Source organism: Yoonia ponticola (genome assembly GCF_014199395.1).
Taxonomy (GTDB): domain Bacteria; phylum Pseudomonadota; class Alphaproteobacteria; order Rhodobacterales; family Rhodobacteraceae; genus Yoonia; species Yoonia ponticola.
This window is the reverse complement of the sequence record NZ_JACIJM010000004.1, coordinates 299,325-322,999: the sequence shown is the minus strand read 5'-3', so window position 1 is coordinate 322,999 and position 23,675 is coordinate 299,325. Positions and strand designations below refer to the sequence as shown.

Annotated in this window: 31 protein-coding genes; 30 read left to right on the top strand and 1 reads right to left on the bottom strand. The window is 57.1% G+C overall.

What is annotated here, in order from left to right; translation table 11 throughout:
• Positions 1-96: 96 nt before the first annotated feature.
• From FHS72_RS08965 to FHS72_RS08915, 11 genes are all read left to right on the top strand, one after another.
• Complete coding sequence (locus tag FHS72_RS08965) at positions 97-1,260, top strand: isovaleryl-CoA dehydrogenase (protein WP_183528209.1); 1,164 nt, start codon at positions 97-99, stop codon at positions 1,258-1,260.
• Positions 1,261-1,283: 23 nt separating this feature from the next.
• On the top strand, positions 1,284-1,817 hold the full coding sequence (locus FHS72_RS08960) for a lysozyme inhibitor LprI family protein (protein WP_183528207.1): 534 nt from the start codon (positions 1,284-1,286) through the stop codon (positions 1,815-1,817).
• On the top strand, positions 1,814-2,332 hold the full coding sequence (locus FHS72_RS08955; RefSeq protein WP_183528205.1) for a lysozyme inhibitor LprI family protein: 519 nt from the start codon (positions 1,814-1,816) through the stop codon (positions 2,330-2,332). The genes FHS72_RS08960 and FHS72_RS08955 overlap by 4 nt, the downstream gene beginning before the upstream one ends.
• Complete coding sequence (locus tag FHS72_RS08950; RefSeq protein WP_183528203.1) at positions 2,332-2,808, top strand: lysozyme inhibitor LprI family protein; 477 nt, start codon at positions 2,332-2,334, stop codon at positions 2,806-2,808. Before FHS72_RS08955 ends, FHS72_RS08950 begins: the two co-directional genes overlap by 1 nt.
• On the top strand, positions 2,805-4,364 hold the full coding sequence (locus tag FHS72_RS08945) for a carboxyl transferase domain-containing protein (RefSeq protein ID WP_183528201.1): 1,560 nt from the start codon (positions 2,805-2,807) through the stop codon (positions 4,362-4,364). The genes FHS72_RS08950 and FHS72_RS08945 overlap by 4 nt, the downstream gene beginning before the upstream one ends.
• A 48-nt stretch (positions 4,365-4,412) precedes the next feature.
• On the top strand, positions 4,413-6,353 hold the full coding sequence (locus FHS72_RS08940; protein ID WP_183528199.1) for an acetyl/propionyl/methylcrotonyl-CoA carboxylase subunit alpha: 1,941 nt from the start codon (positions 4,413-4,415) through the stop codon (positions 6,351-6,353).
• The gene (locus tag FHS72_RS08935) at positions 6,350-7,012 is read left to right on the top strand and encodes a glutathione S-transferase family protein (protein WP_183528197.1); all 663 of its coding nucleotides are present in this window, start codon (positions 6,350-6,352) and stop codon (positions 7,010-7,012) included. The genes FHS72_RS08940 and FHS72_RS08935 overlap by 4 nt, the downstream gene beginning before the upstream one ends.
• Positions 7,013-7,094: 82 nt before the next feature.
• Positions 7,095-7,952 carry a hydroxymethylglutaryl-CoA lyase gene (locus FHS72_RS08930; RefSeq protein WP_183528195.1) on the top strand — a complete coding sequence of 286 codons (858 nt, stop codon included), beginning with the start codon at positions 7,095-7,097 and terminating at the stop codon, positions 7,950-7,952.
• A 3-nt stretch (positions 7,953-7,955) separates the two neighbouring features.
• Positions 7,956-8,732 (top strand): crotonase/enoyl-CoA hydratase family protein, encoded by a 777-nt coding sequence (locus tag FHS72_RS08925; protein ID WP_183528193.1) that lies wholly within the window; start codon positions 7,956-7,958, stop codon positions 8,730-8,732.
• Positions 8,733-8,908: 176 nt separating this feature from the next.
• Positions 8,909-9,958 carry a Hint domain-containing protein gene (locus FHS72_RS18470; RefSeq protein ID WP_183528191.1) on the top strand — a complete coding sequence of 350 codons (1,050 nt, stop codon included), beginning with the start codon at positions 8,909-8,911 and terminating at the stop codon, positions 9,956-9,958.
• A 264-nt stretch (positions 9,959-10,222) separates the two neighbouring features.
• Positions 10,223-10,588 carry an NADH-quinone oxidoreductase subunit A gene (locus FHS72_RS08915; RefSeq protein ID WP_183528189.1) on the top strand — a complete coding sequence of 122 codons (366 nt, stop codon included), beginning with the start codon at positions 10,223-10,225 and terminating at the stop codon, positions 10,586-10,588.
• Between the two features lie 35 nt (positions 10,589-10,623).
• On the opposite strand, the gene FHS72_RS08910 is transcribed toward FHS72_RS08915, so the two are convergent.
• Positions 10,624-11,979 carry a GGDEF domain-containing protein gene (locus FHS72_RS08910; RefSeq protein WP_183528187.1) on the bottom strand — a complete coding sequence of 452 codons (1,356 nt, stop codon included), beginning with the start codon at positions 11,977-11,979 and terminating at the stop codon, positions 10,624-10,626.
• A gap of 235 nt (positions 11,980-12,214) precedes the next feature.
• On the opposite strand from FHS72_RS08910, the gene FHS72_RS08905 reads away from it, so the two are divergent.
• The 19 genes from FHS72_RS08905 (at position 12,215) to FHS72_RS08815 (ending at position 23,598) form a co-directional block, all read left to right on the top strand.
• A complete protein-coding gene (locus FHS72_RS08905) occupies positions 12,215-12,748 on the top strand; it encodes a NuoB/complex I 20 kDa subunit family protein (RefSeq protein WP_183528185.1) in 534 nt (177 codons plus the stop codon).
• 11 nt (positions 12,749-12,759) lie between these two features.
• Positions 12,760-12,936, top strand: coding sequence for a YodC family protein (locus FHS72_RS08900; RefSeq protein ID WP_183528183.1), 177 nt, complete (start codon positions 12,760-12,762; stop codon positions 12,934-12,936).
• Complete coding sequence (locus tag FHS72_RS08895) at positions 12,929-13,540, top strand: NADH-quinone oxidoreductase subunit C (RefSeq protein WP_183528395.1); 612 nt, start codon at positions 12,929-12,931, stop codon at positions 13,538-13,540. Before FHS72_RS08900 ends, FHS72_RS08895 begins: the two co-directional genes overlap by 8 nt.
• On the top strand, positions 13,540-13,980 hold the full coding sequence (locus FHS72_RS08890; protein ID WP_183528181.1) for a GFA family protein: 441 nt from the start codon (positions 13,540-13,542) through the stop codon (positions 13,978-13,980). Before FHS72_RS08895 ends, FHS72_RS08890 begins: the two co-directional genes overlap by 1 nt.
• Positions 13,977-14,864 (top strand): sulfotransferase, encoded by an 888-nt coding sequence (locus FHS72_RS08885; RefSeq protein WP_183528179.1) that lies wholly within the window; start codon positions 13,977-13,979, stop codon positions 14,862-14,864. Before FHS72_RS08890 ends, FHS72_RS08885 begins: the two co-directional genes overlap by 4 nt.
• On the top strand, positions 14,864-15,034 hold the full coding sequence (locus FHS72_RS08880) for a hypothetical protein (protein WP_183528177.1): 171 nt from the start codon (positions 14,864-14,866) through the stop codon (positions 15,032-15,034). The genes FHS72_RS08885 and FHS72_RS08880 overlap by 1 nt, the downstream gene beginning before the upstream one ends.
• Positions 15,021-16,259, top strand: a complete 1,239-nt coding sequence (locus FHS72_RS08875) for an NADH-quinone oxidoreductase subunit D (protein WP_183528175.1) — start codon at positions 15,021-15,023, stop codon at positions 16,257-16,259. Before FHS72_RS08880 ends, FHS72_RS08875 begins: the two co-directional genes overlap by 14 nt.
• A 27-nt stretch (positions 16,260-16,286) precedes the next feature.
• Positions 16,287-16,595: a hypothetical protein gene (locus tag FHS72_RS08870; protein ID WP_221235382.1), complete on the top strand. Its 309-nt coding sequence runs from the start codon at positions 16,287-16,289 to the stop codon at positions 16,593-16,595.
• Between the two features lie 62 nt (positions 16,596-16,657).
• On the top strand, positions 16,658-17,938 hold the full coding sequence (nuoE, locus tag FHS72_RS08865; protein WP_183528171.1) for an NADH-quinone oxidoreductase subunit NuoE: 1,281 nt from the start codon (positions 16,658-16,660) through the stop codon (positions 17,936-17,938).
• 155 nt (positions 17,939-18,093) lie between these two features.
• Positions 18,094-19,302: an NADH-quinone oxidoreductase subunit E gene (locus FHS72_RS18465; RefSeq protein WP_246414599.1), complete on the top strand. Its 1,209-nt coding sequence runs from the start codon at positions 18,094-18,096 to the stop codon at positions 19,300-19,302.
• 12 nt (positions 19,303-19,314) lie between these two features.
• Complete coding sequence (locus tag FHS72_RS08855; RefSeq protein WP_183528169.1) at positions 19,315-19,539, top strand: DUF5337 domain-containing protein; 225 nt, start codon at positions 19,315-19,317, stop codon at positions 19,537-19,539.
• A 6-nt stretch (positions 19,540-19,545) separates the two neighbouring features.
• A complete protein-coding gene (locus FHS72_RS08850) occupies positions 19,546-19,743 on the top strand; it encodes a DUF805 domain-containing protein (protein WP_221235381.1) in 198 nt (65 codons plus the stop codon).
• A gap of 9 nt (positions 19,744-19,752) precedes the next feature.
• Positions 19,753-21,039, top strand: a complete 1,287-nt coding sequence (gene nuoF, locus FHS72_RS08845) for an NADH-quinone oxidoreductase subunit NuoF (protein ID WP_183528167.1) — start codon at positions 19,753-19,755, stop codon at positions 21,037-21,039.
• Positions 21,039-21,443, top strand: a complete 405-nt coding sequence (locus FHS72_RS08840) for a hypothetical protein (protein WP_183528165.1) — start codon at positions 21,039-21,041, stop codon at positions 21,441-21,443. Before nuoF ends, FHS72_RS08840 begins: the two co-directional genes overlap by 1 nt.
• A gap of 58 nt (positions 21,444-21,501) precedes the next feature.
• Positions 21,502-21,924, top strand: a complete 423-nt coding sequence (locus FHS72_RS08835) for a hypothetical protein (protein ID WP_183528163.1) — start codon at positions 21,502-21,504, stop codon at positions 21,922-21,924.
• Between the two features lie 46 nt (positions 21,925-21,970).
• Positions 21,971-22,429, top strand: a complete 459-nt coding sequence (locus FHS72_RS08830; RefSeq protein ID WP_246414596.1) for a DUF3291 domain-containing protein — start codon at positions 21,971-21,973, stop codon at positions 22,427-22,429.
• Positions 22,426-22,656, top strand: a complete 231-nt coding sequence (locus FHS72_RS08825; RefSeq protein WP_183528161.1) for a hypothetical protein — start codon at positions 22,426-22,428, stop codon at positions 22,654-22,656. The genes FHS72_RS08830 and FHS72_RS08825 overlap by 4 nt, the downstream gene beginning before the upstream one ends.
• 82 nt (positions 22,657-22,738) lie before the next feature.
• Positions 22,739-23,083, top strand: a complete 345-nt coding sequence (locus tag FHS72_RS08820) for a hypothetical protein (RefSeq protein ID WP_183528159.1) — start codon at positions 22,739-22,741, stop codon at positions 23,081-23,083.
• Between the two features lie 101 nt (positions 23,084-23,184).
• Positions 23,185-23,598: a DUF5333 domain-containing protein gene (locus tag FHS72_RS08815; protein WP_183528157.1), complete on the top strand. Its 414-nt coding sequence runs from the start codon at positions 23,185-23,187 to the stop codon at positions 23,596-23,598.
• Positions 23,599-23,675 lie beyond the last annotated feature (77 nt).

The window sequence follows — 23,675 nt, the reverse complement described above, 5'->3', positions numbered from 1 at the left end:
TGACAAGGCCGCACCGGCAATTGTTCAGTTGACGCGAGAATGCACCTCTGCCTACAATTGAACAAGCGTTCAATAAATTGCGGGGGGAGTCGCGCTATGTTTCATGCTTCAATGACGTTTGATTTGGGTGATGATGTTAATGCACTGCGCGAAATGGTGCATGGCTGGGCGCAGGATCGTGTCAAACCGATGGCTGCCCGCGTAGACGCGGATAACGTGTTCCCGTCAGAGCTATGGCGCGAAATGGGCGAGCTGGGATTGCTGGGTGTGACCGTGGACGAATCCTACGGCGGCGCGGGCATGTCCTATCTGGCGCATACCGTCGCGGTTGAGGAAATCGCACGGGCGAGTGCCTCGGTCTCGCTGTCCTACGGGGCGCATTCCAACCTCTGCGTGAACCAGATCAAGCTGAACGGCAACGCCGATCAAAAGGCGAAATACCTACCGCGTCTGGTGTCCGGCGAACATGTCGGCGCTTTGGCGATGTCCGAAGCAGGGGCCGGATCGGACGTGGTGTCGATGACGCTGAAGGCCGAAAAGCGCAACGATCACTACCGTTTGAACGGGAACAAATACTGGATCACCAACGGGCCGGACGCGGATACTTTGGTCGTCTACGCCAAGACCGACCCCGCCGCTGGCTCCAAAGGCATCACCGCGTTCCTGATCGAAAAGGAAATGACAGGTTTCAGCACCTCGCCGCATTTCGACAAGCTGGGGATGCGCGGATCAAACACCGCCGAGTTGATTTTTGACGACGTTGAGGTGCCGTTTGAAAATGTGCTGGGCGAAGAAGGCAAAGGCGTGCGCGTCCTGATGTCCGGCCTCGACTACGAACGGGTTGTGCTGGCGGGGATTGGCCTTGGGATCATGGCCGCCTGTCTGGACGAGGTGATGCCGTATCTGGCATCGCGCAAACAATTCGGCCAGCCGATTGGGAACTTCCAACTGATGCAGGGCAAGATCGCGGATATGTATACGGCGATGAATTCAGCCCGCGCCTATGTTTATGAGGTCGCCAAGGCCTGCGACAAAGGCACCGTCACCCGCCAAGACGCTGCCGCCTGCTGCCTCTACGCCTCAGAAGAAGCGATGAAACAAGCGCACCAAGCTGTGCAAGCACTGGGCGGGGCAGGGTTTTTGCAGGACGCACCCGTAGCGCGCCTGTTCCGCGACGCCAAACTGATGGAGATCGGGGCAGGTACGTCCGAAATCCGCCGCATGTTGGTGGGACGCGAATTGATGGGGGCTATGGGGTGATGCGCCTTGCGTGCATTTTGGCTATGATCGCGACACCGATCTTGGCTGAGGGCAGCTATGACGTTTATGATCTGGTGCCTGAGCCTGCCGCGCTGCAAGACTACGAGCCTGACATCCTGCTGAATTGTCTGCGCAACTCCGGGTCACGCGGAAGCCGTCAGGCCTGTATCGGTGTGAGCAGTGGCGCCTGCATGCGTGCTGAAGCGAGCAACCATGCCATGGCTTATACTGCTTGTACGGGCGCTGAGTGGGGCGATTGGGATGCACGACTGAATAGTACCTACGCTGATTTAGTGCATTACCAAACCTATGGTGACAGGGATGAGATGGCAGTTGAGAAGCTGCGCGAAATGCAGCGGGCGTGGATCACGTTTCGGGATGCGGCGTGTGAATGGGACAGTGTCGCTTGGGGTGGCATGCTTGGGGTTGGGGCAGGGCCTGCCGTGGCTGATTGCATGATGGTGCTGACGGCACAACAGACGCTGTTTCTGATGGAACGGGCGCGTATGGAACGCGAGCGCGCGGAACGCAGGATACGAGAGAGGGCGGCACAATGATGCGCATTTGGATGATGACGTCGGTTGCGACGATGGTGCTGCTACCGCAATTAGCCGTAGCACAAGACATGCCCTATGATCCTGCCGCCACGCAAAGCTGTCTCGCGGAAATGGCGGACACCGACATGGAAAACACGAACGTCTGCGTGGGGCGCTCTGCCGAGCAATGTGCCGATGCCTCTACGGGTGGTTTCAGCACCCGCAGTATGACCGCCTGCATGTCTGCCGAATACGGTTTGTTCGACGAGATGTTGAATGTGGAATACGCCAAGGTGCGCGGATTGGCGGCAGATTTAGACAAGCAAGCCAACGGCACCAGCTTTGACGATGTGTCGATGGGCGACAGGCTTGTGCAGATGCAACGGGCGTGGATCGCCTACCGAGATGCGACTTGCGCTTTCGAGCGACGCCAATTTGACGGCGGCACCATCGGGGAATTGGTCTATATCGACTGCCTCACCACGCTCACCGCTGACCAAGCGTTCCGGCTACAAAACAGCGTGTTGGGGCTGTGATGCTGCGGGTGGGGTTCATGTTGGCGTTGATGCTGGCTCCGGTCACGGCGACTGGGCAAACGTTAAAGGTATCGGAAACCATGATCCGGACCTGTGCGGCTGAGACGCCATATGCGGTGGCCCAGCCTACGTGCGCGGGTGATGCCGCGAACATTTGCCAGTCCTTGCCAGGCGGCAGCACGACCAACGGGATTGTGGCGTGCCTGCAGGCCGAAACCGATATCTGGGATGCGATGCTGAATGAAGAATACGGCAAGGCCCGCACCGCTTTTGACAGCGTCGGCGGTGAAGATTTAACGACCAGTTTGCGCGATGCTCAACGGGCGTGGATCGCGTTTCGGGACGCGGATTGTGCGATGCGCTACCACCAATGGAGTGGCGGGACGATCCGGTCTGTAGTCAGTGCCAGTTGCCATCTGCAAATGACAGCCAGCCGCGCCATTGCGCTGCGCGATTTAGCGAGGAATGAACCATGAGCCGATCAGCACATGAAGCGGCCTTGGCCGATGTTGCAACTGCCGCCGCTGCGGCTGCATTGGGTGGCGGTGAGAAATCCCGCGCACGGCATGTGTCGCGGGGCAAGATGTTACCGCGTGACCGCGTGGCGAACTTGCTTGATCCGGGATCGGCGTTTCTTGAGATCGGCGCGACGGCAGCCCACGGCATGTATGATGGGGCCGCGCCCTGTGCGGGTGTGATCGCGGGCGTTGGCACGGTGTCGGGTCGCCAAGTCATGATCGTGTGCAATGACGCGACGGTCAAAGGCGGCACCTACTACCCGATGACCGTCAAAAAACATCTCCGCGCACAGGAAATCGCCGAAAGCTGTCATTTGCCCTGCGTTTATCTGGTGGACTCAGGCGGGGCGAACCTGCCGAACCAAGACGAGGTCTTCCCCGACCGCGACCACTTTGGCCGGATTTTCTATAACCAAGCGCAGATGTCTGCAAAAGGCATCCCGCAGATCGCGGCAGTCATGGGGTCTTGCACGGCGGGGGGGGCATATGTGCCCGCGATGGCTGACGTGTCGATCATCGTGAAAGAGCAAGGGACGATCTTTCTTGCGGGACCGCCGCTGGTGAAAGCCGCAACAGGCGAAGTCGTCACAGCAGAGGATTTGGGCGGCGGCGACGTGCATACGCGTTTGTCAGGCGTTGCGGATTATCTGGCCGAAGATGACACCCATGCGCTGGCATTGGTACGCCAAGCGGTGGCGTCCTGCGCCTTGCCACCCGTCAATGCCACAACGCGCCAAGTGCCGGAACTGCCAGTACTTGACCCAGAGACGTTGTTCGACGTGCTGCCAGCCGACTTGCGCACGCCCTATGACAGCCGCGAGGTGATCAAACGGATCGTGGACGGATCGCGCTTTGACGAATTCAAGGCGCGGTTTGGCGAGACCTTGATCACAGGCTTCGCCCATATCGACGGCTGGCCCTGCGGGATCATCGCCAACAACGGGGTGCTATTTTCCGAGGCCGCGCAAAAGGGTGCACATTTCGTCGAGCTCTGCTCGCAACGCAAAATCCCACTGGTGTTCTTGCAGAATATCACCGGCTTTATGGTGGGTCGTAAATACGAAAACGAAGGCATCGCACGGCACGGGGCCAAGATGGTCACGGCAGTCGCAACCACCAAAGTTCCCAAAATCACGATGGTCATCGGCGGATCATTCGGCGCGGGCAACTACGGCATGGCGGGGCGGGCCTACAGCCCCGACTTCATGTGGACATGGCCCACGTCGCGCATTTCCGTGATGGGCGGCGAACAGGCGGCGGGGGTCTTGGCGACGGTCAAACGCGACGCGATGGACCGCGCTGGGCAGGACTGGTCAGCGGATGAGGAAGCGGCATTCAAGCAACCCACGATTGATATGTTCGCGGAACAATCGCACCCGCTTTATGCCAGCGCACGGCTCTGGGATGACGGGATCATCGACCCACGCAAATCCCGCGAGGTGCTGGCGCTGTCGTTGGCTGCGGCGATGAACAAACCTGTGGAGGACACGCGGTTCGGCGTGTTTCGGATGTGATGGGGTTTTGTCGTAAATTATTCAGTAACGGCGCAAAGGATTTCAGGCATGTTTGACAAAATACTCATCGCCAACCGCGGCGAAATTGCCTGCCGGATTATCCGCACAGCCCGCGAGATGGGCGTGAAAACGGTAGCGGTGTATTCTGACGCGGACGCGGCGGCGCTGCATGTGCGGCAAGCGGATCAGGCCGTGCGGCTAGGCCCTGCACCTGTGGCTGATAGCTATTTGCGCGGTGATTTGATTATTCAGGCGGCATTGGACACGGGGGCGCAAGCGATCCATCCGGGCTATGGTTTCCTGTCCGAGAACCCCGATTTTGTGGATGCGGTGGTCAAAGCGGGGCTGGTGTTTATCGGACCGAGCGCCGATGCGATCCGTGCGATGGGCCTAAAAGACGCGGCCAAGGCCTTGATGGTCAAAGCGGGCGTGCCTGTTGTGCCGGGCTATCACGGCGCGGGGCAAGACCCTGACATGCTGGCAAAAGAGGCCGACAAGATCGGCTATCCCGTGTTGATCAAAGCGGTGGCAGGAGGCGGCGGCAAAGGTATGCGCCTCGTCGAGGCGGGCGCAAATTTTCGCGAAAATTTGGCATCGGCGCAGGCCGAAGCGCAGACATCCTTTGGCAATCCTGCTGTGCTGATCGAGAAATACATCCAAAGCCCGCGCCATATCGAGGTGCAAGTCTTTGGCGATGGCACCGACGCGGTACATCTATTCGAACGCGATTGCTCGCTGCAACGCCGTCACCAGAAAGTCATCGAAGAAGCCCCAGCCCCCGGCATGACCGCTGAAATGCGCCGCGCGATGGGCGACGCGGCTGTCACAGCGGCCAAGGCGATTGGTTACGCAGGTGCTGGCACGATTGAGTTCATCGTGGATGGATCAGACGGGCTACACGCGGACAAGTTCTGGTTCATGGAAATGAACACACGGCTACAAGTCGAACATCCGGTGACTGAGGCGATCACGGGCGTTGATCTGGTCGCGTGGCAATTGCAGGTGGCATCGGGGCAGGGGCTACCGCTCGCACAAGACGACCTGACCATCACCGGCCATGCGTTCGAAGCGCGGCTTTATGCCGAAGACGTCCCCGCTGGTTTTCTGCCTGCAATCGGCACGCTTGCCCATCTGCAATTCCCTGATTTTGCCCGCATCGATAGCGGTGTTGTCGCAGGCGATACGATTTCGCCGTGGTACGATCCGATGATCGCCAAAGTCACGACGCACGGCCCCGATCGGACCACTGCGTTGAAGCGGCTGGGTTTGGCGCTGGATGCGACGCAAGTCGCAGGGACGACGACCAACGTGGCGTTCCTTGCGGCGCTGTCGCGTCATGCGGATTTCGCGCAGGGGCGCGTGGATACCGGACTGATTGCGCGTGATATCGATGCCCTGACAGCGACCACGGACCCTGATCCGCTGGACGTCGCAGCAGCGGCGCTATGTGCTGGGGGGCTGGATGCGGCCCCCACTGCGATGACCGGATTTGCGCTATGGGAGCCATTGGCGCGGACTGTGCAACTGGCGTTGGGCGAGGATGCCTTTGACGCGGTGATCCGCTTTGGCGCAGGGCAAAGCTGCGCGGTGACATCGCCATACGGGACGGTGTCCGTGGCATGGATCAACGACCAATGGCGCAGCGCAGCGCAACGTTTACCGCTGGCGGTCAAGCACGACGCGGCGGTCACGGTCTTTGGCGGCGCATCACACAGCTTTGACATCATCGACCCGCTGGACCGCGCAGGCAGCCAAGCCAGCGGCGACGCGGTGATGGCCCCGATGCCGGGCTTGATCCAAGATGTGGCCGTGACAGTCGGGCAGACTGTAGCCGAAGGCGACCGCCTCGTGGTGCTGGAAGCGATGAAAATGGAACACGTGTTACGTGCCCCGCGCGACGGTGTGATCGCAAAACTGGACGTGGCGCTGGGCGACCAAGTCGTCGCGGGCGCGGAACTTGTGACGTTAGAACCGGAGGACGCCACATGATCCGTCTGCACCACTGCCACCAAACGCGGTCTATGCGCAGCCTGTGGTTGCTACACGAATTGGGGCTGCCGTTTGACCTACAGGTCTATCCATTCGGCAAAGAGATCAAATCGGACGCTTACATGGCGCTGAACCCCACGGGGCGGGTGCCGACACTAGAACTTGATGGGCATGTGATCTGCGAAAGCGGGGCGATTGCTGAGGCGCTGTGTGACTATGCACCGGATGCGGGGCTTGGCCGTGTGGCCGGGGACGCCGACCGCTATGCGTGGCTGAACTGGATTCACTTTGCCGAGACGATCAGTCAGCATTGCGCGGCCCTGACGCAACAACATGTGGCACTGTTCGAAGACCACATGCGCAGCCCGATTGTGATGAACTTAGAAGCGCGGCGTCTGGCGAAAACCATCGGTACGGTTGAGGCGGGTTTAACTGGGTCGGGCTATCTGCTGGAAAGCGGCTTTTCGGCGGCGGATATTGGTGTGGGCCAAGCGGTCTATATGGCGACGCATTTTGTGACACTGGATGATTTCCCGAAGGTGACAGACTGGTACGCACGGCTGACAGCGCGAGAGGCATTCCGTAAATCGCTGCCGCCTGAGGGGACGGACGGGTTGTATGCAAAGGCGTTTTACGCGCCGTGGCCGGTTGAGAAATGAACGGCGCATGTGTGGCGAGCGGCGGACGGGGGCTAGCCCCCGAGCCCCCAGAGTTGTTTTGGCGAAATGAAGGGCTGACAAGATGACTAATCATGTAACGATCCACGAAGTTGGACCGCGTGACGGGCTTCAGAACGAGGCGGGTGTGATTTCCGTGGCGGATAAGGTCGCCTTGATTGACCTGCTTAGCGGCTCTGGTCTGACAGAGATCGAAGTCGGGTCCTTTGTCAGTCCCAAGTGGGTGCCGCAGATGGCGAATACGCCTGAGGTGTTGCAGCAGATGCAGCGCGTGGCGGGGTGTCAATACGGATTGCTCGTGCCCAATATGCGCGGCTGGGACGGTTTCGTGCCATTTATCGGCGGGCCGTTTGAGGTGGCTGTGTTTATTTCTGCGTCCGAGGGGTTCAGCCAGTCGAACTTGAATTGCTCAATCGCGGAATCGGTCACACGGCTGACGCCTGTGGTCAGGGCCGCGCAAGAGGCGAATGTGCCCGTGCGCGGCTATGTATCCTGTATCACTGATTGCCCGTTTGACGGACCGACAGAACCCGAAGCGGTGGCGAGTGCTGTCGCCGCTCTGCGCGATGTAGCCCCGATGCAGGTGTCGCTGGGCGATACATTGGGCAAAGGTGTGCCTGACCGCGTGGCCGCAATGCTGGATGCCGTGTTGCAGGTTGCCCCCGCCGATCAATTGGCCGGACATTTCCACGATACGGGCGGGCAGGCGTTGGAGAATATCACCGTGGCGCTGGACCGCGGCTTGCGGCATTTTGATAGTGCTGTTGGCGGGCTAGGCGGTTGTCCCTATGCGCCCGGTGCGCCGGGGAATGTGGCGACGGAGACCGTTCTGGGCCACTTGGACGCGCTGGGCTATCAGACGGGCGTGGACCGCGATGTGATTGCGAAGGCGGCACGTCTGGCGCAAGCGATGAGAGGATAGACGATGGATCATGTGAACCTAGAGATTGATGGGCGCGGTGTCGCGACGTTGCATCTGGCGCGCTCTGAAAAGCGCAATGCGTTGTCAGCGCAGATGATGGACGAGATCACGCAGACGGCGCGTGATCTGGATGCCAATGCAGCCGTGCGCGTGGTGATCCTCGCTGCTGAAGGCGCTGTGTTCTGCGCGGGTGGTGATCTGGGCTGGATGCGCGATCAGATGGCGTCGGACGATGCCACGCGGGGCAAAGAGGCGCGCCGACTGGCGGGGATGTTGCAGGCGCTGAACACGATGAGCAAACCGTTGATCGGGCGGGTGCAGGGCGATGCCTTTGGTGGCGGTGTGGGCATGTGCTGTGTCTGTGATGCAGTGGTGGCCTTTGATGCGGCGATGTTCGGGCTGACCGAAACGAAACTGGGGCTGATCCCTGCGACCATCGGGCCGTATGTGATGGCACGGATGGGCGAGGGGCGTGCGCGGCAGGTGTTTATGTCGTCGCGCAGGTTTGATGCCAAAGAGGCGCTGGGCCTTGGGATTGTCACCCGCGTTGTGCCTGCGGCTGAACTGGATGCCGCCGTTGCCACGGAAGTGGACCCCTATCTGTCCTGCGCCCCCGGTGCGGTGGCTGCGGCCAAAGCCTATGCGCGCAGCTATGGTCCTGTGATTGATGACGCCACAATTGATCGCAGTATCGCGGCGCTGCTGAAACAATGGGCCAGCGCAGAGGCAGGCGAGGGGATCGCCGCGTTCTTTGAAAAGCGCAAACCGAATTGGATTTAGATCGCAACGCGCGTCTCACCCTAAAATTCTAATAAACTTCGCAATCAAACTGCTGCAGTTTTACTTTATATAAACAAATTTGCCCTCGATTTTGCCTAATAAATGACGCAAAGCCAGCGCTATACCTAACCTCGTTTTGTAGTTGATTTTGTAGCAAGTAAGAGAGGGGATCAGTCGTGCCCTATTTATATGTGTATAGCCCCAGTGACTTTGTGAACACGCCATGGTCTGAAAGTGTGAATGCGTCAGGCTCTGGTCCATACACGTTAGAACTAAAACCCGGCGCGACACCAACCCTCATTGAGGTCACGGACGACGACGCTATTTTTGACGAAGTCGATGCGCAGCAGGTCGTCACCAATGATGTGGACATTGATGGTAATCTCGTCACGGCAGGGACCACGATACACACGGCTTATGATCTGATAAACTCAACGTCAGAGCATAAAGTCTCGTCAATCCACTTTGGTGGGGACGGCCATCAGGGCGGTGCTGTTGATGGCATTGTGTCGACAGTTGCCTTGGAACCCGGCGTTATTTACACGTTTAATGTAAACCGGTCATCCGTTGGCCAAGACAATCCATATTCAGACTATGTTGCATGTTTTACGCGCGGCGCATTGATCGAAACAAACCGTGGTGCTGTCAGGATCGAAACCCTGAAGGCTGGTGATTTGATCGAGACCCGCGACCATGGCTTGCAACCCTTGCGCCTGTTGCTGCGTACCAAAGTCGGGCCGCAGCAATTGGCTGCGAACCCAAACCTTTTCCCGATCCGGATCTCCAAGGGCGCGTTGGCTGTTAATCTGCCAGCTAGCGATTTGCTGGTCTCGCCCCAGCACCGCTTTTTGGTGGTTTCTCCGATCGTAGAACGGATGTTTGGTGCGCCAGAAGCCTTGGTTTCTGCGAAAAAGCTGACGGCGGTGCCGGGTATTTTTGTGGACTACGATGTGCAATCCGTCGAATACCTGCACCTTGTCATGGATGATCATGAAATCATCACGGCAAACGGCACCCCAACAGAAAGCTTTTACGCTGGACCGATGGCGTTACGGGCGCTGTCAGATGAGGCAAAGCAAGAAATCCAGACGTTGTTTCCAGAGATGTTGTCGCGTGAGACATTGCCACTGCAGGCGCGTGAAGTACCCAAAGGTGCTTTGCAAAAACACCTGATCGCCCGCCATTTGCGCAACGTTAAACCGATGTTGCGCCCGACGGCCCATTAAAAGACGACCCATTAATCTGGCAGCAGCGGCGGTGACAGGCGGCGTGATAGGCGTCGACCTTTGCCGTGGGCGCATGAGTTGCGACGTCGTGTGATTGGATGCTTTATGAAGATTGCGCAGCTGATCGATCCTGACCCTGCTGTGCGTTTGGCCGCTGTCAATTTCACTCAGCTTCCCGTTGACCCTATCCCGCGCCAAGGGTAAGTGTCGGCCAGCTACAAAGGCGGGCCTGATCACCCGCCTGTCAGGGAAAGGACCACCCCCGTGCAAGAGATGCTCAACGAATACCTGCCGATTATGATTTTCTTAGGGCTTGCGATCGCGCTGGGCCTGATCTTGATTTTGGCCGCAGCCGTCGTTGCTGTGCGCAATCCTGATCCTGAAAAAGTGTCGGCCTACGAGTGTGGTTTTAACGCTTTTGACGACGCACGGATGAAATTCGACGTGCGCTTCTATCTGGTCTCGATCTTGTTCATCATCTTTGACCTTGAGGTCGCATTCCTGTTCCCATGGGCCGTGGCGTTCAAAGACGTCAGCATGGTTGGCTTCTGGTCGATGATGGTCTTCCTTGGTGTGCTGACAATTGGCTTCGCATACGAATGGAAAAAAGGCGCGCTTGAGTGGGAATAGCAGCCGCTATTTCCTGATCAGCCCCCACACAGTTTTTACCACGTCGCTTGCTTGTCGGGCGACGTGGTTTTGTTTCTAGCCTTATCATGTTGCATGGCCCGCTTGGCGCTATACATCGCCTGATCTGCTTGGCTTAACAGCATTTCCCAGGTGGTGCCGCGCTTGGATAGGGCGACGCCGATTGCGGCTTTGGCCAGAAATTCCCCACCGGGCCGTTTGATCGGTTTTGCCATCAACATTTGCAAGCGCTGTGCGATCTGATCAGCGGCAAGGCGTGGGGTAGGGGTGTTAATCAGGCAGACAAATTCATCGCCACCGATCCGCGCAATATGATCGCTGCCACGCACTGCGGCACGTAGCCGTTCAGCCGTGACACGAATCGCTTTGTCACCCATGTCATGGCCGTAAGTGTCGTTGATGACCTTGAGACCGTTGAGATCGGCAAAGATCACTGCGATTTTTTCCTGCTCCATCAGCGTTTGGATTTCTTCGCTGGACACCACGTCAGCGATGCCTGCACGGTTCAACAGGCCTGTCAGGGAATCAGAGCGGGCAAACGACTTTTCCCGCAGAAACGATTCGGTTTGACGGGTCGAGACGCGCCCGATCATCCAGCTGCCGCCGATTAACAGCACGGCCAGAAACGCAATCACGGGGGCGATTTGCAACGACAAGGCAAAGCCGGGTCGCTCCATCGTCCAGACAAAATACGCGACGGGCGCGCCATTAGGACCAAGCAGGGGCAGGGATTGATCGGTGCGCGGCAGGTTCGCGACGTCGGTGACGATCCACATATCTTCCAGCAGCAATTCCTCGGCCAGACCCTGTGGGTCCAACCAAATCCCGCCGATCAACAGTGAGAACGTATCTGTATCAAAGCCCGTGATATCGAAAGGCTGAATGCGGGCCGCAGACACCAGCGCCAACTGCCCGTCAACCAGCACCGCCCCCGTCACCACGCTGCGCGGCTCAAGCGGGCGGTTCATAATATGCGGCACAAGCGCGTCCGCAATTTCGGGCTTGAAGTTGGACAAATCGGACCCGTCACCGCCAGAAACATAAACAAATTCAGGTTCACCCGTATGGGTCAGCAGATACATCAGATCAAAAGAATCGCTGTCCGTGACGCCCGTGCCGATGTCCTCGTGATGCATCGCCTCGTGGGCTTGCGTGATCCAATGAATGGTCACGTCACGCTGGGCGTAATCTTTGGTCATGATGCCATTGTTGCGGGCCATGAGATTGATCGCGTTTTGGGTCCGCGTATTGGTTTGCGTCGCCGTCAATGCGTTGACTTGATAGGAAATCCACACAATCAGAAGGGTGAAAACAATCACCACACCCAGCGCCGTTCCAAAGGTGGTCCAAAAAATACGTTGAGACACGTTCATAACGCGGTCCCTCTCTCTCTTTTCAGGACAAACATCCTGAACTCATAAACTAAACACCGCATGTACAGGGAGAATCGTAATATAACCTGAACATATCGCTAATCTGATACTACAAATGTGGGGATGAACAGGGTCCACTGTCGTCTTGACCTTTCCGGGCGTGCCGCATACTTCCAAACCTGAAGCAATGTCAGACCCGTTCTGGCGCGTGATCGACCAAACAAGAGGCATCGTTATGGGTATCGCTACAGGATTGAATGACGCTGGCGCCGATAAAGAACATGCAACCCAAGTGTTGAACCAAGAGTTGCAGGACAAGGGCTTTTTGGTCACGTCCACCGCAGACATGGTCAACTGGGCGCGGACTGGATCGCTGCACTGGATGACGTTTGGTCTGGCCTGTTGCGCCGTCGAGATGATGCATACCTCGATGCCGCGCTATGACCTTGAACGGTTCGGAACCGCGCCACGCGCGTCTCCACGTCAGTCTGACCTGATGATTGTGGCCGGAACACTGACCAACAAAATGGCACCCGCGCTGCGCAAGGTTTATGACCAGATGCCGGAACCGCGTTACGTGATCTCGATGGGATCATGTGCCAACGGCGGCGGCTACTACCACTACAGCTATTCTGTTGTACGCGGCTGTGACCGGATCGTGCCAGTCGACATCTACGTACCGGGCTGCCCACCAACAGCCGAAGCGCTGCTCTACGGCATCCTGCAACTGCAACGTAAAATCCGCCGTACCGGCACAATCGTGAGGTAGGAGAACACAAAATGAATTTTCAAGTAGGCGATATCGTCCAATTGCGAAGCGGCGGACCTAATATGACGATTGAATCTTGTGAGGGTGACGACGTTCGCTGTGTTTGGTTCGATGGTAACAGTCGTGAAATGGCGTTGTTCGTTGGCGCAACCTTGGTAAAATCGGAGGGGACTGTTGGCTATCTCTGACGCACTCAAAGAACTTGGCGCCCATATCGAAATGAAACGCCCTGATTGCGTTTTGTCTTGGGATGTCACCCATGGCGAGCTGACATTGAATGTGTCCGCGTCCAACCTTGTGTCCTTTGTGGAATTTCTCAAGACGGATGGCTCGTGCCAGTTTTCCAGCCTCGTGGATATTACGGCGGTTGATTACCCGAGCCGTGCCAAGCGGTTCGACGTCGTTTACCACTTCTTGTCAATGTACCAGAACCACCGCATCCGCCTGAAAACGCAGGTGCGCGAGCAGGACATGGTGCCGTCGATCATTAGCGTGCATCCGTCGTCTAACTGGTTCGAGCGTGAAATTTTTGACATGTTCGGTATTTTGTTCAGCGGCCACCCTGATTTGCGCCGCATCCTGACCGACTACGGTTTCCGTGGCTATCCGCTGCGCAAGGATTTCCCGACAACAGGCTACACCGAAGTCCGCTATGACGAAGTTCAGAAACGGGTCGTCTACGAGCCCGTGTCTCTGGTGCAAGAATACCGTCAGTTCGACTTTATGTCACCATGGGAAGGGGCTCAGTACATCCTTCCGGGGGATGACAAAGCAGAAAAGGCCAAGGGCTAATGCCTGACACCGCCACCCCAACTCGTATGACAGGACGCTGCATGTGCGGCGCTTGTACGTTCTCGGCTGTGCCCGAGACGATGACGGGTGGCGTGTGCCATTGCGATATGTGTCGCAAGTGGGCGGGCGGTGTGTTTATGGCCGTAGGCTGCGGCAGCACTGTGGAATTTGAAGCGGGATCGCCCGTGGTCACGTTTGACAGCAGCGACTGGGGGCAGCGTTTGTTTTGCGGAACATGCGGATCGACGCTGGTTTGGCAGACCAAAGACCTGTCACACCAATCCGTCGCGGCCCCTGCGTTTGACGATCAAAACGCATTCCCGATCACCAGCGAGATTTTCATCGACAGCAAGCCGGATACATTCGCGCTGGCCGGTGACTTGTCCCAGATGACCAAAGCCGAGATCATGGCGAAATATGCACCAACGGGTGACGCATGATGGACGGGCAAACGCTAATGTACGGGCTTGGTGCGACAAAGGCAGGGACGTCCTGGCTGTATCGCTATCTGTATGACCACCCCGAATGCGCTCTGCCGAATATCAAAGAATTGCATTATTTCGACCGGACGGTGCCAAAGCAGCGCGAAAAAGAAGTGCTGCGGTTGGAAACTATTCGCGCTGAATTACTGGCAAAATCCTTGTTGGCTGACAAGCGCAAAGCAGAACGCCTTGAAAGCCGCCTCGACGAGATCGAAGCGTGGATCAAAGTTATTAAAGCGGGCGGCGTCGATCACACAGGCTATCGCGATTTTCTGACGCGCGACGCCTTTTCCGACACGCGCTTGGTCGCGGATATCACGCCTGCTTACGGGTTGATGGACGAAGAGACGCTGATCAAAATGCGCGACATGGGGCCGGACACGCGCTTTGTGTTGTTGCTGCGCGACCCGTTGGACCGTCTGTGGTCCAACCTGCGGATGATGGCGGGCTGGCGCGTCAAAGACGGGGAAACCCTGACGGATGCTGCGAACACGCTGCTGGACCGGCTGCTGGCTGGCGAAGAAAACGGTGTGGCCAAGCGGTCTGATTATGAGACCATGCTGACCCGCATCATGAACGTGATCCCGCACGAGCGGTTGCATATCACGTACTTTGAAGACCTGTTCACACAGGAATCCGTTGATAAGATTTGCACGTTTCTGGGGCTATCGCCACAGGTTGGCGAATTTGACCGCGTGGTCCATGCGTCGCGACCTGCGACACTCGACCCTGTCCGTGCGAAAGACCTGCGTGAACTGTTACTTCCGCAGTATGCTTTCGTTGAAACGCTGTTGGACGACGTGCCTGCACGCTGGCACCATAACAAAGGGGTCCTGATCTGATGGAACTCATTTTTGAGACACTGAATACGGGTATGGTGGGCGTAGGCTTGCTGATACTTTCCTTGCCGCTTTTGAAGGTAATCCACGATGTCGCAAACAGCGACGGGCGTGATCCAAGTGGCGTTCAACAGACACGAGAGCTTGTAAAGGTGCATGATGATGGACGGTGATATTCGCGTGAACACCTACGACGATGGCTCTACCGATGCCGCCACAGGTGAACAGAAAATCCGCAACTTTAACATCAACTTTGGACCGCAGCACCCTGCGGCCCACGGTGTTTTGCGTCTGGTGCTGGAACTTGACGGCGAGATCGTAGAACGCTGCGATCCGCATATCGGCCTGCTGCACCGTGGCACTGAAAAGCTGATGGAAAGCCGGACGTATCTGCAAAACCTGCCGTATTTCGACCGGTTGGATTACGTGGCCCCGATGAACCAAGAACATGCTTGGTGCTTGGCGATCGAGAAACTGACAGGCACCGAAGTGCCGCGTCGTGCCTCGCTGATCCGCGTGCTTTACTCTGAAATCGGCCGCGTGCTGAACCACCTGCTGAACGTCACCACACAGGCGATGGACGTGGGCGCGTTGACACCGCCGCTGTGGGGCTTTGAAGAGCGCGAAAAGCTGATGATCTTCTACGAACGGGCATGTGGTGCGCGTCTGCACTCTGCATATTTCCGTCCGGGTGGGGTGCATCAGGATCTGCCGGATCAGCTTGTCGAAGACATCGACACATGGGCTGTGGAATTTCCAAAGGTACTCGATGACATCGACGGGTTGCTGACTGAAAACCGTATTTTCAAACAGCGGAACTGCGATATCGGCGTGATCACCGAAGAAGACATCCAAGAATGGGGTTTCTCTGGCGTGATGGTGCGCGGCTCTGGCCTTGCGTGGGATTTGCGCCGGTCACAGCCATATGAATGCTACGACGAGTTTGAATTCCAGATTCCTGTCGGCGTGAACGGCGATTGCTACGACCGCTACCTGTGCCGCATGGAAGAAATGCGCCAGTCTACCAACATCATCCGCCAAGCCTGTGAAAAGCTGCGGGTTGAAAAGGGTGACGTGATGGCACGAGGCAAAATGACGCCGCCAACACGTGGCGAAATGAAAACCTCGATGGAAGCCTTGATCCACCACTTCAAACTCTACACCGAAGGGTTCCACGTACCGGCTGGTGAAGTGTATTCATGTGTTGAAGCACCAAAAGGCGAATTTGGCGTGTTCCTCGTCGCAGACGGCAGCAACAAACCATACCGCGCCAAATTGCGCGCACCGGGTTTCTTGCACCTGCAAGCGATGGATCACGTCGCTGTCGGCCACCAACTGGCAGACGTTGCTGCGATCATCGGGACGATGGACGTCGTGTTCGGCGAAATCGACCGCTAAGTTATTGTAAGTAGAGTAGGGGATAAGATGATGACGATGAAAACCGTAATTGCCGCCTTCGCGGGCCTTGCTTTGGCTGCATGTGCAGGCACGCAGCAACTCGACACTGTGTCCACGTCAGTGCCCACACCGCAATTGACCGACAAGCAACGCTTTGTCGCGGCGATTGAAACCAACGGGTGCTTGATCAACGTCTCGACCATTGGTCCGATCATGTCCCAAGCGTCGATCAACCAGAACCAACTGGCGGGTCTGACTGTCGAACTTGAAAATGACGGCGTGCTTTCGCCTGACGGAACAGACACCGTGCGTCTGTCTTCGAACAACTGTATTTAACACGCAGCGGTCGGCCCTTCTTGTAGGCCGCCGCCGCCCCTTGACGAACCGGAAGATCTCAGATGCTGCGTAGATTACACCACGAACAGCCCGACAGTTTCGCCTTTACGCCCGAGAACCAGAAATGGGCCGAAGCGCAGACGACGAAATACCCTGAAGGGCGTCAGGCGTCTGCGATTATCCCGATCCTGTGGCGCGCGCAGGAACAAGAAGGCTGGCTGACCCGCCCTGCGATTGAATATGTCGCGGAAATGCTGGGACTGGCCTATATCCGTGCGCTCGAAGTGGCATCGTTCTACTTTATGTTCCAACTGCAGCCTGTTGGCACTGTTGCACATATTCAAGTTTGCGGCACGCTGTCCTGCATGATCTGCGGTGCGGAAGACTTGATCGGTGTGTGTAAAGACAAAATTGCGGACAAGGCGCATGCTCTGTCGGCTGATGGCCGTTTTTCATGGGAAGAAGTCGAATGTCTCGGCTCGTGCGCCAACGCGCCAATGGCCCAAATCGGCAAAGACTACTACGAAGACCTGACTGCTGAACGCCTGTCAGAAATCATCGACGAAATGGCAGCAGGCAAGGTGCCAACACCGGGTCCGCAAAATGGCCGTTACGCCGCAGAACCGCTTGCCGGTCTGACATCATTGACCGACCACGACAGCGGCAAAACGCAGTACAACGCGTCCGTGCAGCTTGCGACCGATCTTGGTGACACGATCAAACGGATCGACGGGACCGAAGTGCCGATCTTGACGCCGTGGCTCGACGGTGAAGTCAAAATGAAGCCGGCTGAAAAGAAAAAGCCAGCGCCAAAGAAAACCGCTGAACAAGAGGCGATTGACGCCAAAAAGACGCCAGCAGCACGTGCCGCAGCGATCCGCAGCGCCGAAGATACTGGCCCGACACCGAAATCCAACGACGAAGATCGTCCGGCCCGCCCAGAGACAGCGGATGCAGCGGACGCGGATGTGCCTGTGTCGAAAACGGCCGCGAATAGAAAAGCAGAGCCGGAAGAAAAACCAGCAACGACGCCTGCACAGACTGACAGTGCGACCAAGGACAAGGTTAAACCAGCAGCAGCACCCGTTGCCGCTGACGGCCCTGAAAAGCAGCCAGACGTCCTGACCGCCGCCCGTGCATCCGGTGCTGATGATCTGAAACGGATCAGCGGCGTGGGACCAAAACTCGAAGGCGTGTTGAACGATCTTGGCTTCTACCACTTTGACCAGATCGCGAAATGGACAGCGGAAGAAATCCAATGGGTGGATAACCGCCTGAAATTCAAAGGCCGCATCGTCCGCGATGATTGGGTTTCGCAAGCAAAAGCCTTCTCACAGGAGTAATCGCAGCAGGTAGGCTCCGCAAAAGTCACATTTTTTACAGACATCCCCAAAATTGAGCTATCTTAGTTTTGGGGGGGACCAAAGGCGCAGAGATCGCCTGATCCCTGACTGATAGAAAGTGGCGGTAGACGCTACGTGTAGGGAGAAATAGCTTTATGAGGAATATCGGACCATTCGGACTTGAGAACCGCATTTTTGCGGGCCTTTGTGGTGTCGGCGTACTTCTTTTGTCATTGATTGTATTTGGGTGGGGCTTTTTCGGCTCGCTCATTTTCGCCGCGATTATCGCGATTATCGTTCTGTTTTATTTGATGATGCAGGGCGGCAGCGGCCTTGAGACGACCAGTTCCGGCTCGCAAGGGCAGGGAACGGCAACACCCGCCAGCAGTGCGCCACCTGCGCCCGCGCCAGAGAAGGTCGCAACTGCGATTGATCCACAGATCAAAACCGACAAAGCCATGCAAGACGACACAGGCACCAGCGGGGCCGTGGCCGTCGATCCGCAGATTAAAAGCGACGCGCCAGATGTAGCCGACACGCTGTCCACAGACGCCGACGTCACGCCAAACGCGGATGTGACAGAGCCCGTCGAAGAATGGAAAAGCGAAGGCGGCGGTTTTGCCGCTGATAAAGCGCCCGTTGTCGATGAAACGCTGGATACACCTGCAAAAGTTGCGGAAGCCTCTGCCGAGATGCACAAATCATCCGGCGACGCTGATGACGCGAACCTGCCCGAACGCGAGGCCGAGTGGAAAAGCGAAGGCGGCGGCACGGCGTCTGAAAAAGCGCCTGTTGTCGATGAAACGCTGGATACACCTGCGAAAGTCGCACAAGCCTCGGCTGAAATGCACGGCAGCAAGGTCAATCCAACCGCGTCCTTGCCCGGTCAAGACGATCTGGCCAGCCGCAAAGGCGAATGGAAACTCGAAGGCGGCGGCTCTGCGGCGGTGAAAGCACCGGACGTGGACGTGACGCTGGATACACCCGAGAAAGTCGCCGACGCTTCAGCAGCTTTGGCCGCCGAAGCAGGCGATCAGGACTATGACGGTGACGGCATTGTCGAAGGGATCCGCGAGGGCAGCAAACCCGCAACACTGACAGCCGCCCGCGATGGTGGTGCTGATGATCTCAAACAGATCAAAGGTGTCGGTCCCAAAATGGAATCCATGTTGCACGACATGGGCTTTTTCCACTTTGACCAAATCGCGGCATGGTCCGGCGACGAAGTTGCATGGGTGGACGCCAACCTCAAAGGCTTCAAAGGTCGCGTCAGCCGCGACAATTGGGTCGATCAAGCCACAATCTTAGCCTCGGGTGGCGAGACTGCGTTCTCCACGAAAGTAGGGAAAGGCGGCGTTTATTAACGCTGTAACGATATGACACCCACAGGTAAAACAGCAGAAGCAAAAGCAGGTCAGCGCACAGCGTTGATGATGGCTGCAACTGGCGTCCTGTGGGTGGTTTTCACCGCAATTGGCAAAGAATACGGCTGGCCCAATCGGGTCATCGCGCTTTTTGACCTTGCAGCGCTCGCCGGTTTCGGGTTTGCGCTATGGAACACCTATAAACTCTGGCGGGCCCGCCAGACCGACAAAGGCTGAAACACGATGATGCATAATATGGGTTTGCCCAGTTTGTTGATGATTGTTGTTTATATGGCAATTGTCGTTGTTCCATTCTATCAGATATGGAAACGCACAGGGCATAACGGTTGGATTGCACTTTTGATGCTCGTGCCACTCGTGAACGTTGTCATGCTCTACGTCATTGCATTCAAGCAGTGGCCCATCGAACAAAAGTCTTAAGGAACGACCATGCTGAAAGACCAGGACCGCATTTTTACCAACATCTACGGGATGCATGACCGCACTTTGAAAGGTGCGCAGGCGCGTGGGCATTGGGATGGCACGGCTGATATCATCAAAAAAGGCCGCGACTGGATCGTTGACGAGATGAAAGCATCCGGCCTGCGTGGCCGTGGTGGCGCTGGTTTTCCGACTGGTCTGAAATGGTCTTTCATGCCCAAAGAAAGCGACGGTCGCCCGTCCTATCTGGTTGTGAACGCTGACGAATCCGAGCCGGGCACATGTAAAGACCGCGAGATCATGCGCCATGATCCGCACACATTGATCGAAGGCTGCCTGATCGCGTCGTTCGCCATGCAAGCCAACACCTGCCACATCTACATTCGCGGCGAATACATCCGCGAAAAAGAGGCACTGCAAAACGCGATTGACGAAGCATATGCTGCTGGTCTCGTGGGCAAAAACGCTTGCGGCTCTGGCTGGGATTTCGACATTTTCCTCAGCCACGGGGCAGGGGCGTATATCTGCGGCGAAGAAACCGCATTGCTCGAATCGCTTGAAGGCAAAAAGGGTATGCCGCGGATGAAGCCGCCATTCCCTGCGGGTGCGGGCCTCTATGGCTGCCCGACAACTGTGAACAACGTCGAATCAATCGCTGTGGTTCCGACCATTTTGCGTCGCGGCGGTAGCTGGTTCGCGGGCATGGGCCGTCCGAACAACGCAGGCACAAAGCTGTTTGCGATCTCCGGCCACGTGAATAACCCCTGTGTCGTCGAAGAAGAAATGTCGATCACCTTTGAAGAACTGATCGAGAAACATTGCGGCGGGATCCGTGGCGGCTGGGACAACCTGCAAGCCGTGATCCCCGGTGGGTCGTCCGTGCCCTGTGTGCGCGGCGAGCACATGAAAGACGCGATCATGGACTTTGATTACCTGCGCGGTGAACTTGGCTCTGGCCTTGGCACAGCGGCGGTAATCGTGATGGATAATTCCGTCGATATGATCAAAGCAATCTGGCGTTTGGCGAAATTCTACAAACACGAAAGCTGCGGCCAGTGTACGCCGTGCCGCGAAGGCACCGGCTGGATGATGCGCGTGATGGAACGTCTGGTCAAAGGCGAAGCAGACATCGAAGAAATCGACATGCTCTGGGACGTGACCAAACAGGTCGAAGGCCACACAATCTGTGCTTTGGGCGACGCGGCTGCATGGCCGATCCAAGGTCTGATTAAAAACTTCCGGCCTGAAATTGAAGACCGCATTCGCTCGAAACGCGGTGTGATCGCGGCTGAATAATGCGCAAGTTGGGTCTTATCTTGGTTCTGGCCGTCGCTGGGTGCGCCCCGCGCCCTGCCGCCATGATCCAAGGCGACCCAACGGCGACCGCAGCCCTATTGGCGCTACCCGAAGCGCAGTTTTTCGCGCAGATGGCACTGGCCGAACAGGTCGGTGCCGCCTGCACATCCATCGCCTTTAACCAAAGTTTCAGCTACGCGCTTGTAGCCCACCGTTTCGGGGCAGGGCGGCGCGGACTACGGGCCGCGTCCAACCACCGCGCCACTGAACTCGAACGCGATGTGGCGATGCGATCCTTGCAAGCGCGCTATGATGTGACCTTCGATCAGGGCGATCTCTGTGCCATTGGTTCAGGTGAAATCGCCCGTAAATCAGCGCTTAGCGCGGTTCTGATCCCCGCCTAACACCGTAGACTTATGACGCTGCATGGCTAAGCTGTCGGAAACGACATCGGGGGCCGCCATGACTTTTCTCAAAATATCAGCACTGTGCAGTCTGGCGGCCTTATCCGCTTGTAGCATCCCCGCACGCCCCCAAGTCCCCGCAGGCCAACTAGGTCTCGTCATGGATTTGACCGCGTTTAACCGTGGCCAATGTGACGTGGTTGGCGACGGGTTCGCTGTAGAGAAAACCGTGGTGCTGAACGGCGACTACTTCAAAGTTGTGGGCAACATCTATAACTCGCAGCTGGTTTGCACGCTCGACAACGGCCAACGGGTCCGCACGGTCACGCATCACCAGTTCTACGACCAAGGCCAATTCACCTACGCCGCCATCGTCGTTGGCCGCATCCTAGGCGCAGGCGAGACCGAGATTTACGGCTACAACGATGGACCAAATGGCAAGGTCGACGTGAACGGATTCTTCGTGTTCGAAGCGTATTAGACCGCAGCCGTTTGTCTTCCATCCTGTTCTTAACTAGTGATGCCTCATGACCCAAACCATGCACCTTGCCGAACTCAACGTTGGCCGCTTGATTGCCCCCACGGATGACCCGCATGTCGCGGAATTCATGGATAATCTCGACCGGATCAACGGGCTGGGCAAACGGATGCCGGGTTTTGTGTGGATGATGGAAGGCTCGGGCGAGCCGGGCACAGGCAACACGGACGTGAAACTTGACGGTGATCCGCAATTTGTTGCGAATCTGACCGTTTGGCAGGACTTCGACAGTCTCTCGACCTTTGTTTATCAAACCCTACACAAGAAATTCATGGACCGCCGCACCGCATGGTTCGAGGTCTTGGGCGACAAACATTTCGTGATGTGGTGGGTGCCTGCGGGGCATCAGCCGACAATTGACGAAGCGATGGATCGCTTGAAACACCTGCAGCAAAACGGCGAAACCGACCACGCTTTTGGGTGGACCTTTATGACGGATAAGACATGAAAACCTTATGGGACGGGCTACTGAGCCTTCTGGCCGCAATCGCCACAGCAGTCATCACAGGCGGCCCGAGCTGGTTCACCTATCAAGCCACCGAAGCAGGGATCGCGCCGAAATGGGCGCTTGGGTTCGTGTTTTTGCTGGGCGGCATGGGCGCAATCCTGACAATCGCATTTTTGCGCAAAGCCAAGGCTGGCATCAGCCCGACACGCGACCGCAAACGCAAATAAGCGGGCGATTGGTCCGGCATTCCTGACTTCGCAGCGGGAGCCAATCGGGTTAGGATGTTTGCAACCACTAAAGGGACCACCGATGAAAACCGCTTTTCTGATCGCCTTGCTCCCTGCGATCATCGCCACGCAGTTGACCGCGCAAGAAGCACAAGTCACCGAGACCCGCGTCGAAGGCGCAGCCACGTTCGATCATTCGGTGACGGGGATGACAGGCGATGGCGAGACGTTATCATTCACCGTTGTATCTGTCCCGACGACCGTCACCTACACGCGCATCTCGGGCGATCCGTTGACCGTGGCCGATTCAGTTGCATTAGAACCAAACGCCTACCTCTGCGACGGACCCGAGATGCGCAATCAAAGGGCGGTGGTGAACGATGATCGGATCATCTTCACCTACGACTGCCTAAGAGCCGATAAATAAGCCCGATTTCGCTGCTATCAGAATGGTGATATTGAATATCAGACCGCACCACCCGATGTGTGAACCAACAAACAATTGAGCAGCGCAGTTAGGATACGGTCATGGCACCTTTGACAAAAATGGCGATAGCAGGGGCTTTGTCCCTTGGGATGATGGCAAATGCGGCGTCAGCACAGCAGCAATCTTTGCGTGACGTGGGCTATGTGACCGAAGGCTTGATCGCCGTGGGCATCGCTTACGAGATTTCCGAGGTCTGCAATAGCATCTCTGCGCGGACATTGCGGGGGCTGGGCTATCTGAACCAACTGTCGAACCACGCCAAAGACTTGGGCTTTTCATCGGGCCAAATCGACGCCTACCGCAAAGATAAAGCCGAAAAAGAGCGGCTCGAATCCGTGGCCCGCCAGCGGCTTGTGACAATGGGCGCGACGCCGGGAAATGCCGCATCACATTGCGCTGTTGGGCGCGCTGAAATCGCAAAAGAATCCACCATCGGATACTTGTTGCGGGGCTAAGGCGGAACAACCTTGCAATTCAGGCTCAAAAAGATCGCCCGACGTCTGGTATCGGATGCGACCATCCGTTAGAACGC

What these genes read in the sequence shown, in the direction of transcription:
- FHS72_RS08965 (WP_183528209.1), top strand. Translation starts at nt 97, where the DNA reads ATGTTTCATGCTTCAATGACGTTTGATTTGGGTGATGATGTTAATGCA.
- FHS72_RS08960 (WP_183528207.1), top strand. Translation starts at nt 1,284, where the DNA reads ATGATCGCGACACCGATCTTGGCTGAGGGCAGCTATGACGTTTATGAT.
- FHS72_RS08955 (WP_183528205.1), top strand. Translation starts at nt 1,814, where the DNA reads ATGATGCGCATTTGGATGATGACGTCGGTTGCGACGATGGTGCTGCTA.
- FHS72_RS08950 (WP_183528203.1), top strand. Translation starts at nt 2,332, where the DNA reads ATGCTGCGGGTGGGGTTCATGTTGGCGTTGATGCTGGCTCCGGTCACG.
- FHS72_RS08945 (WP_183528201.1), top strand. Translation starts at nt 2,805, where the DNA reads ATGAGCCGATCAGCACATGAAGCGGCCTTGGCCGATGTTGCAACTGCC.
- FHS72_RS08940 (WP_183528199.1), top strand. Translation starts at nt 4,413, where the DNA reads ATGTTTGACAAAATACTCATCGCCAACCGCGGCGAAATTGCCTGCCGG.
- FHS72_RS08935 (WP_183528197.1), top strand. Translation starts at nt 6,350, where the DNA reads ATGATCCGTCTGCACCACTGCCACCAAACGCGGTCTATGCGCAGCCTG.
- FHS72_RS08930 (WP_183528195.1), top strand. Translation starts at nt 7,095, where the DNA reads ATGACTAATCATGTAACGATCCACGAAGTTGGACCGCGTGACGGGCTT.
- FHS72_RS08925 (WP_183528193.1), top strand. Translation starts at nt 7,956, where the DNA reads ATGGATCATGTGAACCTAGAGATTGATGGGCGCGGTGTCGCGACGTTG.
- FHS72_RS08910 (WP_183528187.1), bottom strand. Translation starts at nt 11,979, where the DNA reads ATGAACGTGTCTCAACGTATTTTTTGGACCACCTTTGGAACGGCGCTG.
- FHS72_RS08905 (WP_183528185.1), top strand. Translation starts at nt 12,215, where the DNA reads ATGGGTATCGCTACAGGATTGAATGACGCTGGCGCCGATAAAGAACAT.
- FHS72_RS08900 (WP_183528183.1), top strand. Translation starts at nt 12,760, where the DNA reads ATGAATTTTCAAGTAGGCGATATCGTCCAATTGCGAAGCGGCGGACCT.
- FHS72_RS08890 (WP_183528181.1), top strand. Translation starts at nt 13,540, where the DNA reads ATGCCTGACACCGCCACCCCAACTCGTATGACAGGACGCTGCATGTGC.
- FHS72_RS08885 (WP_183528179.1), top strand. Translation starts at nt 13,977, where the DNA reads ATGATGGACGGGCAAACGCTAATGTACGGGCTTGGTGCGACAAAGGCA.
- FHS72_RS08880 (WP_183528177.1), top strand. Translation starts at nt 14,864, where the DNA reads ATGGAACTCATTTTTGAGACACTGAATACGGGTATGGTGGGCGTAGGC.
- FHS72_RS08875 (WP_183528175.1), top strand. Translation starts at nt 15,021, where the DNA reads ATGATGGACGGTGATATTCGCGTGAACACCTACGACGATGGCTCTACC.
- FHS72_RS08870 (WP_221235382.1), top strand. Translation starts at nt 16,287, where the DNA reads ATGATGACGATGAAAACCGTAATTGCCGCCTTCGCGGGCCTTGCTTTG.
- nuoE (WP_183528171.1), top strand. Translation starts at nt 16,658, where the DNA reads ATGCTGCGTAGATTACACCACGAACAGCCCGACAGTTTCGCCTTTACG.
- FHS72_RS18465 (WP_246414599.1), top strand. Translation starts at nt 18,094, where the DNA reads ATGAGGAATATCGGACCATTCGGACTTGAGAACCGCATTTTTGCGGGC.
- FHS72_RS08855 (WP_183528169.1), top strand. Translation starts at nt 19,315, where the DNA reads ATGACACCCACAGGTAAAACAGCAGAAGCAAAAGCAGGTCAGCGCACA.
- FHS72_RS08850 (WP_221235381.1), top strand. Translation starts at nt 19,546, where the DNA reads ATGATGCATAATATGGGTTTGCCCAGTTTGTTGATGATTGTTGTTTAT.
- nuoF (WP_183528167.1), top strand. Translation starts at nt 19,753, where the DNA reads ATGCTGAAAGACCAGGACCGCATTTTTACCAACATCTACGGGATGCAT.
- FHS72_RS08840 (WP_183528165.1), top strand. Translation starts at nt 21,039, where the DNA reads ATGCGCAAGTTGGGTCTTATCTTGGTTCTGGCCGTCGCTGGGTGCGCC.
- FHS72_RS08835 (WP_183528163.1), top strand. Translation starts at nt 21,502, where the DNA reads ATGACTTTTCTCAAAATATCAGCACTGTGCAGTCTGGCGGCCTTATCC.
- FHS72_RS08830 (WP_246414596.1), top strand. Translation starts at nt 21,971, where the DNA reads ATGACCCAAACCATGCACCTTGCCGAACTCAACGTTGGCCGCTTGATT.
- FHS72_RS08825 (WP_183528161.1), top strand. Translation starts at nt 22,426, where the DNA reads ATGAAAACCTTATGGGACGGGCTACTGAGCCTTCTGGCCGCAATCGCC.
- FHS72_RS08820 (WP_183528159.1), top strand. Translation starts at nt 22,739, where the DNA reads ATGAAAACCGCTTTTCTGATCGCCTTGCTCCCTGCGATCATCGCCACG.
- FHS72_RS08815 (WP_183528157.1), top strand. Translation starts at nt 23,185, where the DNA reads ATGGCACCTTTGACAAAAATGGCGATAGCAGGGGCTTTGTCCCTTGGG.